Source organism: Planococcus sp. APC 3900 (assembly GCF_030407735.1).
GTDB classification, from domain to species: Bacteria; Bacillota; Bacilli; order Bacillales_A; family Planococcaceae; genus Planococcus; species Planococcus notacanthi.
The window spans coordinates 28653-41628 of the sequence record NZ_JASDCT010000009.1 but is presented as its reverse complement, the minus strand read 5'-3'; the positions used below and the strand labels follow the sequence as shown (position 1 = coordinate 41628).

Genomic DNA, 12976 nt, shown 5'->3' with positions numbered 1-12976 from the left:
CGTTTAAACAGAAATGCAGCGGGTAAGATGAGGAATGAACGGCGATTGACTTTACTAAAACTTCTGGGAGGCGTTAGAAATGTCAAGAGTAGTTGGATCATACGAAACAGAAAACGAAGCCATTAGGGCAATTGAAGATTTGCAACGCCAAGGGTATCGCAGTGAAGATATCTCCGTATTGAGTAAAGATAAAAAGGAAACGGAAACTATCACAGAAGAGACAGGGACGCATGCTGGAGAAGGGGCGGCTGCCGGGGCGGTAACGGGTGGCGCTCTTGGTGGCCTTGGCGATTCCAGGGATTGGTCCGATCGTAGCAGCCGGTCCGATAGCGGCAGGCTTAACCGGTGCAGCAGCAGGTGCCGGTGTAGGGGGCCTTGCAGGTGCCCTGATCGGACTTGGAATCCCGGACGAAGAAGCAGAAATGTACGAAACGCATTTTAATGAAGGAAAAATTTTGGTGCTGGTCGAAGAAAACGACAGTACGATTCCGGACCGCAATGACCGTGACACTTTTATCGGTGAACGGGATCCGCTGATCGGGAATGAAAAGACGACAACCATAAGAGGCGATCAAAGCGAGTTGGACAATGACCCGCTGCGCGGCAACCGCCGTGGCCAAGCTGGATTGTAAAGATGATTCTAAATTGGAAAAAGCCGTCCTGTTGGATGGCTTTTTTTGTTTGCCGAGTGATGGGAAAAACGTTGCACCTGGCATCTAGACCTGTTTTTCTTTAATGAAGCGGGGGAGTTCCATGTCGGAAAACTCTTCGGGATGAATCAGTTTCCCCAGGCGGATAGCTCCTTCAATCAATCGAGGAGAAGGGCGGCAATATAGTTCTTCTTCCATAACGTAAATGTGGTCGATGGCTTTCATTTCATTCCATCCCGGGCGTTTTTTGACGAGTTCCGGTTTGACTTTGGCAGTCAGGATGCCGACCCAAGCAAGCAATATATAATCAGGCTGACGGTTGAATACATCATTCCAATCGGTTTGGACATTGGCTGAATCGATATCATCGAAAACGTTGCGGGCGCCTGTTAGGCGGCTGATCTCGTTCAGCCAGTTGATGTTCCCTGGCGTGAAAACGGGTTTTGGCCACCATTCCCAATAGAGGGATGGCCGAGCTGTCGCTTTTTCGCCGCGTTTTTTGATGTCTTCGATAACCGATAAGTATTCAGAGTGGACAGTGGTGGCATCGATTCCACAGGCATCGGCCACTTTTAACAGGTCCTGCCCGATTTCTTCCAGCGTTTGAGGATCCAGTACGAGATGCGGTATCTTTCGCCGGACCAGTTCGTCAACATTCTTTTCCATTCCGGGCACGCTCAGCGAAGCCAGAACCAAGTCGGGCTTTAAGGCTTCGAGTTCATCCATACGGATTGATAAATCTGGCCCAAGCCGAGGCAATGCCGTAATTTCTTTTGGCCAATCTGAATAATCATCAATGCCGACCAATAAATGTTCCGCATTTAAAAATGCCAATAATTCTGTATTGCTCGGGCAAATTGAAATAATTCGCATCCAGCTCCACCTCCATTTTTTATTAGTTTACCATGTTATCGAAATTTTTTTGTTCTGAATTGTTGAAATGGGCAAAACCAAGTATGATGGTTAAGAGATACAACTGATGGATTCTGGCCAATTAACTTGATTGTCGACTTACAGTCAGGTGAAGAAGGATTCAATTTCCGCTTATTTGGGTAAGCATAGGAAGGTAAACAATTGAAGGACCGTCTGATTGGGATTTATTGAATTGAAATTATAAGCGAGAGTGGGGTGAGGCTATTGTTCGGATTTGCAGGATATCCAATCATGCAGCCGTCGCAATAGCTGGTAAATGTTGAAAGACCAAGACTTGTTTGAGTACTTAAGCGCACGAACCTGGAAAATGACAGAAGACTGGTATGACTCCTTGGATAAAAATAAAGCAGGAGTGTACGGGACAAATGATCCGGATAAAGTGACCTTGCTGAAAGAGCAGAACCACGAATTTCATCTTCGTTTTTGTGCCATGTTCCAGCAGGGGGAACGTGATTTTATGTCAGATTTTCAGGATTGGATCGAAACAATCGCCAAAGATGAAGCTCATCTTGATACGCCGATTGTGGAAGTCATCGGAGAGTTTTTCCGTACTCAGCAACAATACCTGGAAGAAATCGGTGCTTATGCCTTAGCCCATAAAGAAGAAATCAGCCACGAAACACTGATGGATTGGACCACGGCCGTCGTTCAAACCATCAGTAAAGTGATTGTGGAATTTACGGATAAAAATTCGAAAGCTGCTGAAAAGCGGATGAACTCCCAGCAGCAGATGATTGTAGAAATGAGTGCCCCCGTCATTCTGCTGGCTAAAAAGACAGGCATGCTGCCATTGATTGGTGAAATCACTCCTCATCGTGCAGAAATCATGTTTGAAAAAGCACTGGCGCAAAGTTCCAAGCACAACTTGGAAAAACTGTTCATCGATTTGTCCGGCGTGCCGCTCATCGATACGATGGTTGCCCAGCAGGTTTTCCAATTGATCAAAGGCCTTGAAATCATCGGCGTCCAAGTCGCATTGTCGGGTATTAGTCCGGTCATCGCACAAACTGCTGTACAATTAGGCATTAAATTTATCGACATTGAAGTTTATAACACGCTCGCACAAGCTTTGAAACAAAATAGAGTTCATTTAGTTTAATAAAGTACGAAATCCCTGTGTCCTGTAGAGGTCTCGGGGATTTTTTTATGCGGTCTGGCTGATTGTTTGCAGAAACGGGATGTTTGTTTGCGGAATGGGAGGGGTTATTTGCGGAATTACCTTGGTTATTTGCAGAATAAACAAATTGTTTGCAGACAATCGGAGTTTGTTTGCAGAATCCTAAAATTTTAAACGACGGCGTTTAAAAGGTCTCATCAGCATAAAGAAAAACCCCCAAATCCTTGAATTAACAAGGAATTGAGGGTTTTCATCACTCTGATAAGGAAAAAGTTTTCCTTAACGTGAGTAGTACTCAACGATCAATTGTTCGTTGATTTCAGCAGACAATTCGCTGCGCTCTGGAAGGCGCACGAATGTTCCTGTTTTGCTATCAGTATCGATAGTTACGTATTCAGGAACGAAGTTGCTTACTTCGATTGCTTCGTTTACTACATCAAGGTTGCTTGATTTTTCGCGGAAAGCAATTGTTTGTCCTGGTTTCACGCTGAATGACGGAATGTCAACGCGTTTGCCATCAACAAGGATGTGGCCGTGGTTTACAAGCTGGCGAGCTTGGCGACGAGTGCGCGCAAGACCCAAACGGTAAACTACGTTGTCAAGGCGAGCTTCAAGAAGGATCATGAAGTTTTCACCGTGCTTACCAGGCATTTTGCCGGCTTTGTTGAACAAAGTTTTGAACTGACGTTCGTTAACTCCGTACATGAAGCGTAGTTTTTGTTTTTCTTGTAGTTGCAAACCGTATTCAGAAACTTTTCTGCGTTGGTTAGCACCGTGTTGACCTGGTGCGTAAGGGCGTTTTTCTAATTCTTTACCTGTGCCTGTAAGAGAAATTCCCAAACGGCGTGACAGTTTCCATGATGGACCTGTATAACGAGACATATAAGTCTCCTCCTCTGTTTTTGGTTTTTAGAGTAAAATAAAAACCAGATGCATTCATGCTGCAAGCCATTTTATATTCTTGTACCTTCGCTCAGCAGCCAAAGAGTTACACGATACACCTGCAATGAGGAATAAAATGGACGAACACGCACATACAACTGCTGCGATTATTTTACACAAAGCATAGTATAACCGATTTTCGCTCTTTAAGTCAACAGAGAGCTCTAGAACATTTAAAAGCAACAGCTTCCTTTTTTTGATTGTTCAAGGTAGAATGAAATTAAGTATGAATGTAAGCGCTTTCTATTTTAGTTAAGGGGTGGGTATTTATGAGAAATAAAGAGATGAACATGGAGACGGCTGTGATCCACAAAGGATACAACAGCTCCGAACATCACGACAGTCTGGTGACACCGCTTTATCAGACCTCGACATATTCTTTTGCCAATGCGCAAGAAGGGGAAGACCGATTTGCCGGAAACAGTGAAGGCAATATATATTCGCGTCTCGGCAATCCGACGGTCCGGGTATTGGAAGAGCGGATGGCGGAAATTGAAGGGGGCCAAGGGGCGTTGGCTTTTGGTTCTGGAATGGCCGCAGTAAGCGCCACATTGATCTATTTGACAAAAGCGGGCGATCACGTGCTTTGCTCGAGAGGGATTTATGGCTGCACGTTCGGATTGCTTGAGATTATGGAAGAGAAATATGGCATTACGCATGATTTGGTGTCAATGACGACGGAACAGGAAGTGGAGCAAGCGATTAAGCCGGAAACAGTCTGCATCTATGTGGAGACACCGATCAATCCAACGATGGAACTGGTCAACTTGCAAGCCGTAATGGCAGTGGCGAAAAAGCATAATCTCCGTGTGGTTGTAGACAACACATTCAGTTCGCCTTATTTACAGAATCCACTGCGGATGGGAGCTGATTTTGTTTTGCATAGTGCCACCAAATACTTGAACGGCCATGGGGATGTGGTTGGCGGCGTTTTGGTGGGGCGTGATGCAGATGAAATGCAGCATGTCCGGATGACCGTGCAGAAGGATATTGGCGGCATCATGTCGCCTTTTGACGCCTGGCTGCTGCTTCGCGGGCTGAAAACGCTTCACGTACGGATGGACCGTCACGTCGCAAATGCTCAGAAAGTGCTGGAATTTTTAAAGCAGCAGGAACTGGTGAAAAAGATTTACTATCCATTTGACGTTCAGCATCCACAGTACGAAATTGCCAAGCAGCAGATGAGGCAGGGCGGCGGATTGATTTCTTTTGAAATTGAAGGCGGCAAAAAACAGGCACAACAATTTCTGGATTCGCTGTCCCTCATCAAAATTGCTGTCAGCTTGGGTGATGCCGAGACACTGATCCAGCATCCGGCTACCATGACCCATGCCGTTGTACCCCAGGAAAACAGAGAAGCGATGGGCATCAGTGACTCCTTGCTGCGGCTGTCAGTGGGGCTTGAGCATACGGATGATTTGGTCGCTGACCTCAACCATGCGTTCGAACAGGTGAAACCAAAACTTCAGGAAATCTAAAAAAGACCCTGGACTCGACCATCGAGTCCAGGGTCTTCCTATTACAGATGCTTAGCTAAAACTTCAACGAAAAGCTCCAAACCTTTCTGGTCGTCTTCTGTAAAACGGCTCAGCTCAGGGCTGTCGATATCCAGGACACCGATCACCTGATCTTCTTTCATCAGTGGAATGACAATTTCAGAACGGGACGCTGCATCACAGGCGATGTGGCCAGGAAATGCTTGGACATCTTCGACCAACATGGTTTTTTTGTCAGCTACGGCAGTTCCGCAGACGCCTTTCCCAACTGGAATCCGTACGCAGGCCGGTAGACCTTGAAACGGGCCAAGGACAAGCTCGCCGTCTTCCATCAAATAAAATCCTACCCAGTTGATGCGTTCAAGAAATTGGTTCAGCAAAGCAGAGGCATTGCTCAGGTTGGCGATGCTGTTGCTTTCGCCTTCCAATAAAGCATCCAATTGCTTTGATAACATTGTATATTGTTCTATACTACTGCCGCTGTAATCGGTTTGCGTAAACATAAATGATAACCCCATTTCATTTTGTTAAGTAATGGTTCAACTTAAGTAAGTATAGATTTTATCATAATGCTTATGCAAGCCATTGACATTGTGGGCATCTGATCCAAAAACCAGGGGGATGCCGAGGTACTTGGCATATCCGATAAAAGAGAGTGGTGGATAGGGTTCCAAACAGTCTAGTTTCGAGAATCCTGCACCATTCACATCAAGCTCCAGACCGGCTTTCTTCATTAATTGGAGAATATAGTGAATCTGTGCGCTATCATCGACTTTTTCGCCATGCGCCAATTGGAATTTATGGATCAGTGTCGGATGGCCGATGCGCTTAGGTTTGAATTGGCCGAGGTCAGCGTGTATGGATGCTTCCACTGTGTCATAATAAAGCTTATAAGCAGCTTCCACTGAACCGCTTGCAGCTGCCAATTCAGTAAAGACGTCTTTGCTGTAATCGGCGCAGAAATAACGGTTATCTGCTTTGAGAAAATGGACCGAAAGAATGGCATCGTCGAGAGCTGGTCCGATGTCATCCAAGAAAGAGCGGGTTTCTTTTTCGTATCCTGAGATAAAGTCCACTTCCAAACCTACGCGAATGCGGATATCGTTTTTATAGACATTTTTAAAATGGGTGATTTCGTGGAGATAAGGTGTGAGCTGCTCCATGCTCATGCCGCTGTCCTGATCAGGAGTGGGGTCTGTAAAGTTACCCGGGAGCGGTGCATGTTCGGTGAAGGAAATATCTGTAAACCCGGACTTTATTGCTTTTTCAATATAAAGTTCTGTTGCGTCTTTAGTCCCGTGAGGACAAAATTTCGTATGAATGTGACCATCTCGTCTCATAAAAGCAGCCTCTTTTCTATGTATTAAAAAATATAATCGCTTTTCTTCTAATTTGGCAAACAAAAGAGTAGAATACATGTTAAAATAAAAGAATCATGAATACATTTACGTATAACTGGTAATGTGATTTTGGAACAGGGGGCTATATGACTTATGATGGAGTATATCATCATTGCGGTCATCATTCTATTAGCGATAATAATCATCGGCTTTATGTTTCGTAAAAAACATTTGGCTGAAATTGAGCGCTTAGAACAATTAAAACTGCAAATACAAAATAAACCGATACTTGAAGAACTGACTAAAGTGAAACAGCTGAACATGAATGGCCAGACAGAAGAAATGTTCGAACGCTGGCGCAATGTGTGGACTGAAATCATGGATGTCCACATTCCTAAAATCGATGCTTCTCTCTATGACGCTGAGGAAGCCATTAACCGTTTCCGTTTCGGTAAAGCGACGAAGATCGAACAGGAAACTGAAGTCAAAATTGATAATGTAGATAAAGATATGAACGGTATCCTGGTGGAACTGGCAGAATTAATCGGCAGCGATGAAAAGAATCGCAACGAAATTGATCTGATCCAGGAAAAATACCGCCGCGCCCGTAAGAATCTATTGGCTCATCAGCATTCTTATGGTGCTGCAGCTGCGCCACTAGAGAAAAAGTTGGAGTCATTCATTCCGATGTTTGATGAATACGAAAAATTGACGACTGAAGGCAATTACTTAAAAGCCCGCGAAATTGTCATCAGTTTATCAACTGAAGGCGAAGAAGCGTTTTTATTGGCAGATGACATTCCATCATTGTTGGCTGATGTCCACAATAAGATCCCTTCTTATATAGCTGAATTGCGTCAAGGCAAGAGCGAAATGGAAGAGCAGTCGTATTATCTTGGCCACTTGGAGCTCACGCTTCAACTCGATGAGATAGAAGAAGAATTGGCAGTGTTAGAAGAAAACATCGCCCAGCTGGAAATTGCCCAAACAAAAATCGCAGTAGAAAAAATAAAAGACCGCATCGACTCGTTCTATGAATTGTTGGAAAAAGAAGTTGAAGCAAAGCATTATGTCGATGAATTCCAAATAGATACAGAACGCCATTTGGAAGTTGTGGCACGCGATACACAGGAAATGGAAGAGGAAAGCCGCTACGTGCAGCATAGCTACAAGATTAGTGAAAGCGAAGCTGCCATTCCAAAAGCATGCAAAGAAAAAATGGAGCAATTGGCGCAACGCTACGACTTATTGCGTACGCGCTTAGAAGAAGACCAATCCGCTTATTCAAGTTTGCAGGAAGAACTGATGCATATACGTGAAGATCTGTCGATTGTCGATTCGACACAAAACGATTTCATGACAGCATTGAAGAACTTGCGTGTTGAAGAAACCAATGCCAACGCTAAAGTGGAGCAGCTGAAACGCAAATTGCAGGAAACGGATCGCATCTTGCATAAAGCCAATATCCCTGGAATTCCGGAAGATATGGATGTGCGCCTCGAAGAAGCTGAAGAACATCTTTTTGTTGCGATGCAAACTTTGCGTGAAGTGCCATTGAACATGAAGCTTGTGGACAATTATTTGGAGCAGGCAGAAAAAAGTATTGATGACGTTCATGATAAAGCCGTTGAGATGGTAGAAAATGTGTTGTTGATTGAACGCATTATTCAATACGGCAACCGTTACCGGAAGTCGAATCAGCAATTAGATGCTAAACTTGGAGAAGCCGAAGAGTCATTCCGCCAGCTTCGTTATTCGAAAGCATTGGAAGAAGCGGCTACTGCGGTTGAAAACTTTGAACCGGGTTCAATGAAACGGATTGAAGTACTGGTCAAAGAAGACGCTTGGAACATCTAAAAAACAAAAGGCAAAACCACCAGCGGATTTGAGCTGGTGGTTTTCTTTTTCGGAGGTTACAGAATGAATTACCTGGACAATAGCGCAACAACTAAGCCGAAACAAGAAGTGCTTGAAGCATTCATAAAAGTAAATGAGCAATTTTATGCCAATCCGGCTTCTTTGCATGCACTTGGCAATCAAGCTGAAGATTTGCTGGAAACGGCCCGTAAGCAATTGAAGGACCTATTGCACATGGATAAAGTCATCTTCACTTCTGGCGGAACAGAATCGAATAATTTGGCTTTGATGGGCACAGCAAAAAGTTACCAGCACCGGGGCAGGCATATTGTCACCGCCCAAACTGAGCATCCTTCGGTCTTGAACAGCCTGGCAGCATTGGAACAACAAGGTTTTGAAGTGACGCGTCTGTCTGTAAACTACGCGGGGGAAATTGATATCGATGAGTTGAAGAATTCTTTGCGAAGCGATACGATTCTAGTATCACTCATGCATGTCAATAATGAAATCGGCACCATCCACCCTATTGCAGAAATCGCGGGTATGCTGAAAGAACGCCGAATTATCTTTCATGTCGATGCTGTCCAAAGCATTGGCAAGCTGACATTGGACCCGACAGCGATGCCGGATTTATTTACCCTATCAGGCCATAAAATTCATGGTTTGAAAGGCAGCGGATTATTGGCCTATACAGGTGTTGAACTGCAGGCTATTCAATACGGCGGCGGACAGGAAGCTGGAATTCGGAGCGGCACTGTTTCTGTCCCGAATGCAGTTGCGCTTTCGAAAGCAGTAAGGCTGGCACAGCCGAACCCGCAGCATCACCAATGGAATCAAGATCTGCGCCAATTTTTCTCGGAATTTAAAGGCGTGAAAATCGTTAGTCCTAAAGGCGCGGCTCCACATATCCTGGCGGTGGCCGTCAAAGGAATAAAAGGTGAAATACTGGTATCTGGATTGCAAAAAGAGTCGGTAATCGTCTCTACTTCCAGTGCTTGTTCTTCTAAAAGCAAGGACACCAGCCACGTGAGTCAGGCAATCGGTCTGCCGCGCGAGTTTAAAGACGGTGTCATGCGGATCAGTTTCGGAGCATTTACTGAAGAACAGGACATCATTTCCCTAAAAAGAGCATTTCAGCGGGTATACCGCATGATTAAAGGAGTTTAACCTTATATGAAAACCAATCAAATTCTCGTCCGTTATGGCGAGCTGTCAACCAAAGGCAAAAACCGGAGTTCATTTATTGGAAGGCTGCGCGACAACGTCAGACAGACTTTCTCTGATTTGGAAAAGATCCGCATCAAAGCGGAACGTGACCGGATGTTCATTACCTCAGACGATGAAGAGGAATTGGCACAGGTGATTGAACGTTTGCCGCAAGTATTCGGCATCCAATCGTTCAGCCCTGTGACCGCATGTGAATTGGACTTGGAAGCGATGAAGCGGACAGCGGAAGCTGTGGTCGCAAAAATCCAGGATACCGACAAGAGCTTCAAAGTATCCGTAAAGCGGCCGTTCAAGGAGTTTCTGCATGAAAAACCGGAAATTATGAAAGAGCTGAGCTCACACGTGCTGAGAGCTTTTCCGGATTTAAAAGTCCAAATGAAGGATCCGGAAATCGATCTGAAAGTGGAAGTACGTGAAGAAGCGGTTTATATGATGGCGGAAGTCATTCAAGGGGCCGGCGGTTTGCCAGTCGGAGCGGGAGGCAAAGCCCTGTTGATGCTGTCAGGTGGTTTGGACAGTCCGGTTGCGGGTTATCATATGCTGAAGCGTGGCGTCCGGTTGGAGCTGATTCATTTCTTCAGCCCGCCATTCACCAACGACCGTGCCAAGGAAAAGGTATTTGATCTTGCCGAAAAACTGTCGCAATTCGGCTCTTCCGTCAATCTGCACATCATTCCATTCACCAAGCTTCAGCAGGAAGTGCACAAGCAGGTTCCTGATAATATTACGATGACTTCTACACGACGCATGATGATGCGTGTCGCTGATTTGGTTTTGAATGAAACCAATTGCCGTGCCATCATCACCGGTGAAAGCTTGGGTCAAGTGGCCAGCCAGACGCTGGAAAGCCTGCAGGCCATCAATGCCGTAACGAATACCCCAGTCCTGCGTCCGTTGATTGCTGCGGATAAATTGGAGATTATCGAGACGGCCCAGAAAATCGGGACCTATGATATTTCCATCCGGCCGTTTGAAGATTGCTGCACCATTTTTACCCCAGCAAATCCAAAAACCAAACCAAAGCTTGAAAAAGTGGAGTACTACGAAAACTTCGTTTCATTTGATGAATTGATCCAGGAAGCTGTAGCGGAGCGGGAAATCATCAAGTTTCCGCGCGTAAAAGTAAATCAATTTGAAGATTTGTTATAAAGATTGAGCTGCCTATATGGGTGGCTCTTTTTTTATTGTCAACAATCTTATTGTTTTACATAGAGTTGAGGAGGACGCATGGGGTTTTGTGATTGGATAGGATGAATTGACGGTTCTGCATGAGCGATTCGGAGGTCTACCGGAGTATGTGATGCTGCTGCCTTAACTAGTTGCTTCTCTATGTGAAGTTTCTGCATGCCTACATGAATTATGCAGAAATTGAAGATGCACACTGCGCTCGGTGGGCGAAAGGTCCGACACTGTGTATAAGCTTTGCTTCGGTAAAGTGCAGCACTCTTTCTATAGCTGTTCGTGGTGCGGACAGCTTCCATTCATTGGCTGGAACTTTTGTGAAACAGCTCGAATTCAGGTAAGGGGGGAGGAAGTGCATGTAAAGGACCAACTAGTTCAGGAAGAAAGAGGGCATATGCCTGTAGCCGCTCTGAAATCGTTGAAAGAAACTCAATTTGTTCTTGTAGATGCATTTAACCTGTCACCCATTAAAACTCCAATATCTACAAATAAAGTTCAAGGCGAAAAAGTAATCCGTTTCATCTCATAGTCCCACTATATGAAATTATATGAATACTTAAAAACTTCCTGTATAATGATAGGAGTATAATAATCACATTATCTGCAAGGGGGAATCACTGTGAAACGAGAAGAATTAGTAGCACCGGAATCGTATAACCTGGTCGAGGAAATCGAGCGATACGCCAAAGGGGAAGGGAAATTGGCGATTCTCTGGGAAAATGGCCAAGGCGAGAAACAGCAAGTTACATATGATGAATTAATGCAACGCGCCAACCGTGCAGCAAATAGTTTTGAAAAAGCGGGACTGGTGAAAGGCGATGTGGTCCTGGTGATGGTGCCGCGTTTGATTGAAGCCTATGTTGCGTATATTGGTGCTTTGAAAGCCGGATTGGCGGTCATTCCAAGCTCGGAAATGCTTAGAGCCAAAGACATTGCCTACCGTTTGAACCACAGTGATGCCAAAGCAGTCATTGCTTATGAGCCGTTCATGGACCAATTTGAAGGCGTCAAGGAAATGGATAATGTCGTCAAGTTTGTCATCGGCCAATCTGATCAGTCTTGGATATCCTTATTGGATGAAATGGAAACCGCTTCTGCCGAATACATAGCAGCACCGACAAAGAAAGACGATATGGCATTTTTGTCATATACATCAGGAACCACCGGCAATCCAAAAGGCGCAGTCCACAGCCATGGCTGGGCATATGCCCATCTTCGGACATCCGCTGAACACTGGCTGGGAGCGAAGGAAGGCGATGTCGTATGGGCTACAGCGAGTCCGGGCTGGCAAAAATGGATTTGGAGCCCGTTCCTGGCAACGCTCGGCAGTGGAGCAACAGGTTTTGTCTACAATGGCAAATTCGATCCGGCTGTCTATTTAGAGCTTTTGGAGAAGCGCAAAATTAACGTGCTGTGCTGCACACCGACAGAATACCGGTTGATGGCGAAACAAAAAGATTTAGCGAAATATGATTTATCTGTTTTGCACAGTGCCGTGTCAGCTGGAGAACCGCTCAATGCAGAAGTAATCAATGTCTTTAAAAATCACTTCAACCTGGAAGTGCGGGACGGCTATGGACAGACTGAAAATACATTGCTGGTCGGTGTGATGAAAGGCATGGAATCCCGTACCGGCTCAATGGGGAAACCAACGCCCGGCAACCGAGTGGAAATCATTGATGATTTCGGCCAGCCATGCGCTACCGGAGAAGTAGGGGACATCGCGGTCCATGTGGACACACCTGCTTTGTTCAAGGAATACTTTAAAGATCCGGAGCGCACCAGCATGCAATTCCGCGGGGAGTATTATGTCACAGGAGACAAAGCGTCAAGAGACGATGATGGTTATTTCTGGTTTGAAGGAAGGGGAGACGACATCATCATTTCGTCCGGTTACACAATTGGGCCGTTCGAAGTGGAAGATGCGCTGGTCAAGCATCCGGCTGTACAGGAATGTGCGGTCATCGGTGCACCGGATGAAATAAGGGGCACGATCGTTAAAGCATTTGTGGTATTGGTAGCGGATTACGAAGCTTCCGACGACTTAGTGAAGGAACTGCAAGACTATGTCAAAGAATTGACGGCACCGTATAAATACCCGCGCGCTATTGATTTTCGTCAGGAATTGCCGAAAACGGCATCCGGCAAAATTCGGCGAGTGGAATTGCGCCAGCAGGAAAACCAAAAGAAATAATGATCCACACTTTCTTTGGCTGATTTCAATGACATCAG

At 45.3% G+C, this 12976-nt stretch carries 10 protein-coding genes and 1 pseudogene; 7 read left to right on the top strand and 4 right to left on the bottom strand.

Annotation, left to right across the window (positions count from 1 at the left end; genetic code table 11):
• Window positions 1-79 precede the first annotated feature (79 nt).
• Window positions 80-632: pseudogene (locus tag QMA04_RS16085) on the top strand (general stress protein).
• Window positions 633-716: 84 nt separating this feature from the next.
• On the opposite strand, the gene QMA04_RS16080 reads toward QMA04_RS16085, so the two are convergent.
• The gene (locus tag QMA04_RS16080; protein ID WP_290186984.1) at window positions 717-1523 is read right to left on the bottom strand and encodes a cobalamin-binding protein; all 807 of its coding nucleotides are present in this window, start codon (window positions 1521-1523) and stop codon (window positions 717-719) included.
• A 316-nt stretch (window positions 1524-1839) separates the two neighbouring features.
• Between QMA04_RS16080 and QMA04_RS16075 the strand changes: the two genes are divergently transcribed.
• On the top strand, window positions 1840-2682 hold the full coding sequence (locus QMA04_RS16075) for an STAS domain-containing protein (protein WP_290186982.1): 843 nt from the start codon (window positions 1840-1842) through the stop codon (window positions 2680-2682).
• 297 nt (window positions 2683-2979) lie between these two features.
• On the opposite strand, the gene rpsD is transcribed toward QMA04_RS16075, so the two are convergent.
• Entirely contained in the window at window positions 2980-3582 is a 603-nt protein-coding gene (gene rpsD, locus QMA04_RS16070) for a 30S ribosomal protein S4 (RefSeq protein ID WP_191716712.1), read from the bottom strand.
• A 329-nt stretch (window positions 3583-3911) separates the two neighbouring features.
• Here rpsD and megL point away from each other — a divergent pair, with 329 nt between their 5' ends.
• Window positions 3912-5120: a methionine gamma-lyase gene (gene megL, locus QMA04_RS16065; RefSeq protein WP_191716713.1), complete on the top strand. Its 1209-nt coding sequence runs from the start codon at window positions 3912-3914 to the stop codon at window positions 5118-5120.
• A gap of 41 nt (window positions 5121-5161) precedes the next feature.
• On the opposite strand, the gene QMA04_RS16060 is transcribed toward megL, so the two are convergent.
• Together QMA04_RS16060 and hisJ are read right to left on the bottom strand one after the other, a co-directional pair.
• Window positions 5162-5641 (bottom strand): GAF domain-containing protein, encoded by a 480-nt coding sequence (locus tag QMA04_RS16060; RefSeq protein WP_191716714.1) that lies wholly within the window; start codon window positions 5639-5641, stop codon window positions 5162-5164.
• A 36-nt stretch (window positions 5642-5677) separates the two neighbouring features.
• Complete coding sequence (hisJ, locus tag QMA04_RS16055; RefSeq protein WP_290186980.1) at window positions 5678-6478, bottom strand: histidinol-phosphatase HisJ; 801 nt, start codon at window positions 6476-6478, stop codon at window positions 5678-5680.
• A gap of 153 nt (window positions 6479-6631) precedes the next feature.
• Between hisJ and ezrA the strand changes: the two genes are divergently transcribed.
• From ezrA to mbcS, 4 genes are all read left to right on the top strand, one after another.
• Window positions 6632-8335, top strand: coding sequence for a septation ring formation regulator EzrA (ezrA, locus tag QMA04_RS16050; RefSeq protein WP_191716716.1), 1704 nt, complete (start codon window positions 6632-6634; stop codon window positions 8333-8335).
• 63 nt (window positions 8336-8398) lie between these two features.
• Window positions 8399-9502 carry a cysteine desulfurase family protein gene (locus tag QMA04_RS16045; RefSeq protein WP_290186978.1) on the top strand — a complete coding sequence of 368 codons (1104 nt, stop codon included), beginning with the start codon at window positions 8399-8401 and terminating at the stop codon, window positions 9500-9502.
• 6 nt (window positions 9503-9508) lie between these two features.
• Window positions 9509-10711 (top strand): tRNA uracil 4-sulfurtransferase ThiI, encoded by a 1203-nt coding sequence (gene thiI, locus QMA04_RS16040; RefSeq protein ID WP_290186976.1) that lies wholly within the window; start codon window positions 9509-9511, stop codon window positions 10709-10711.
• 652 nt (window positions 10712-11363) lie between these two features.
• Entirely contained in the window at window positions 11364-12938 is a 1575-nt protein-coding gene (gene mbcS, locus QMA04_RS16035; RefSeq protein ID WP_290186974.1) for an acyl-CoA synthetase MbcS, read from the top strand.
• Window positions 12939-12976: the final 38 nt, after the last annotated feature.

What these genes read in the sequence shown, in the direction of transcription:
- QMA04_RS16080 (WP_290186984.1), bottom strand. Translation starts at nt 1,523, where the DNA reads ATGCGAATTATTTCAATTTGCCCGAGCAATACAGAATTATTGGCATTT.
- QMA04_RS16075 (WP_290186982.1), top strand. Translation starts at nt 1,840, where the DNA reads ATGTTGAAAGACCAAGACTTGTTTGAGTACTTAAGCGCACGAACCTGG.
- rpsD (WP_191716712.1), bottom strand. Translation starts at nt 3,582, where the DNA reads ATGTCTCGTTATACAGGTCCATCATGGAAACTGTCACGCCGTTTGGGA.
- megL (WP_191716713.1), top strand. Translation starts at nt 3,912, where the DNA reads ATGAGAAATAAAGAGATGAACATGGAGACGGCTGTGATCCACAAAGGA.
- QMA04_RS16060 (WP_191716714.1), bottom strand. Translation starts at nt 5,641, where the DNA reads ATGTTTACGCAAACCGATTACAGCGGCAGTAGTATAGAACAATATACA.
- hisJ (WP_290186980.1), bottom strand. Translation starts at nt 6,478, where the DNA reads ATGAGACGAGATGGTCACATTCATACGAAATTTTGTCCTCACGGGACT.
- ezrA (WP_191716716.1), top strand. Translation starts at nt 6,632, where the DNA reads ATGATGGAGTATATCATCATTGCGGTCATCATTCTATTAGCGATAATA.
- QMA04_RS16045 (WP_290186978.1), top strand. Translation starts at nt 8,399, where the DNA reads ATGAATTACCTGGACAATAGCGCAACAACTAAGCCGAAACAAGAAGTG.
- thiI (WP_290186976.1), top strand. Translation starts at nt 9,509, where the DNA reads ATGAAAACCAATCAAATTCTCGTCCGTTATGGCGAGCTGTCAACCAAA.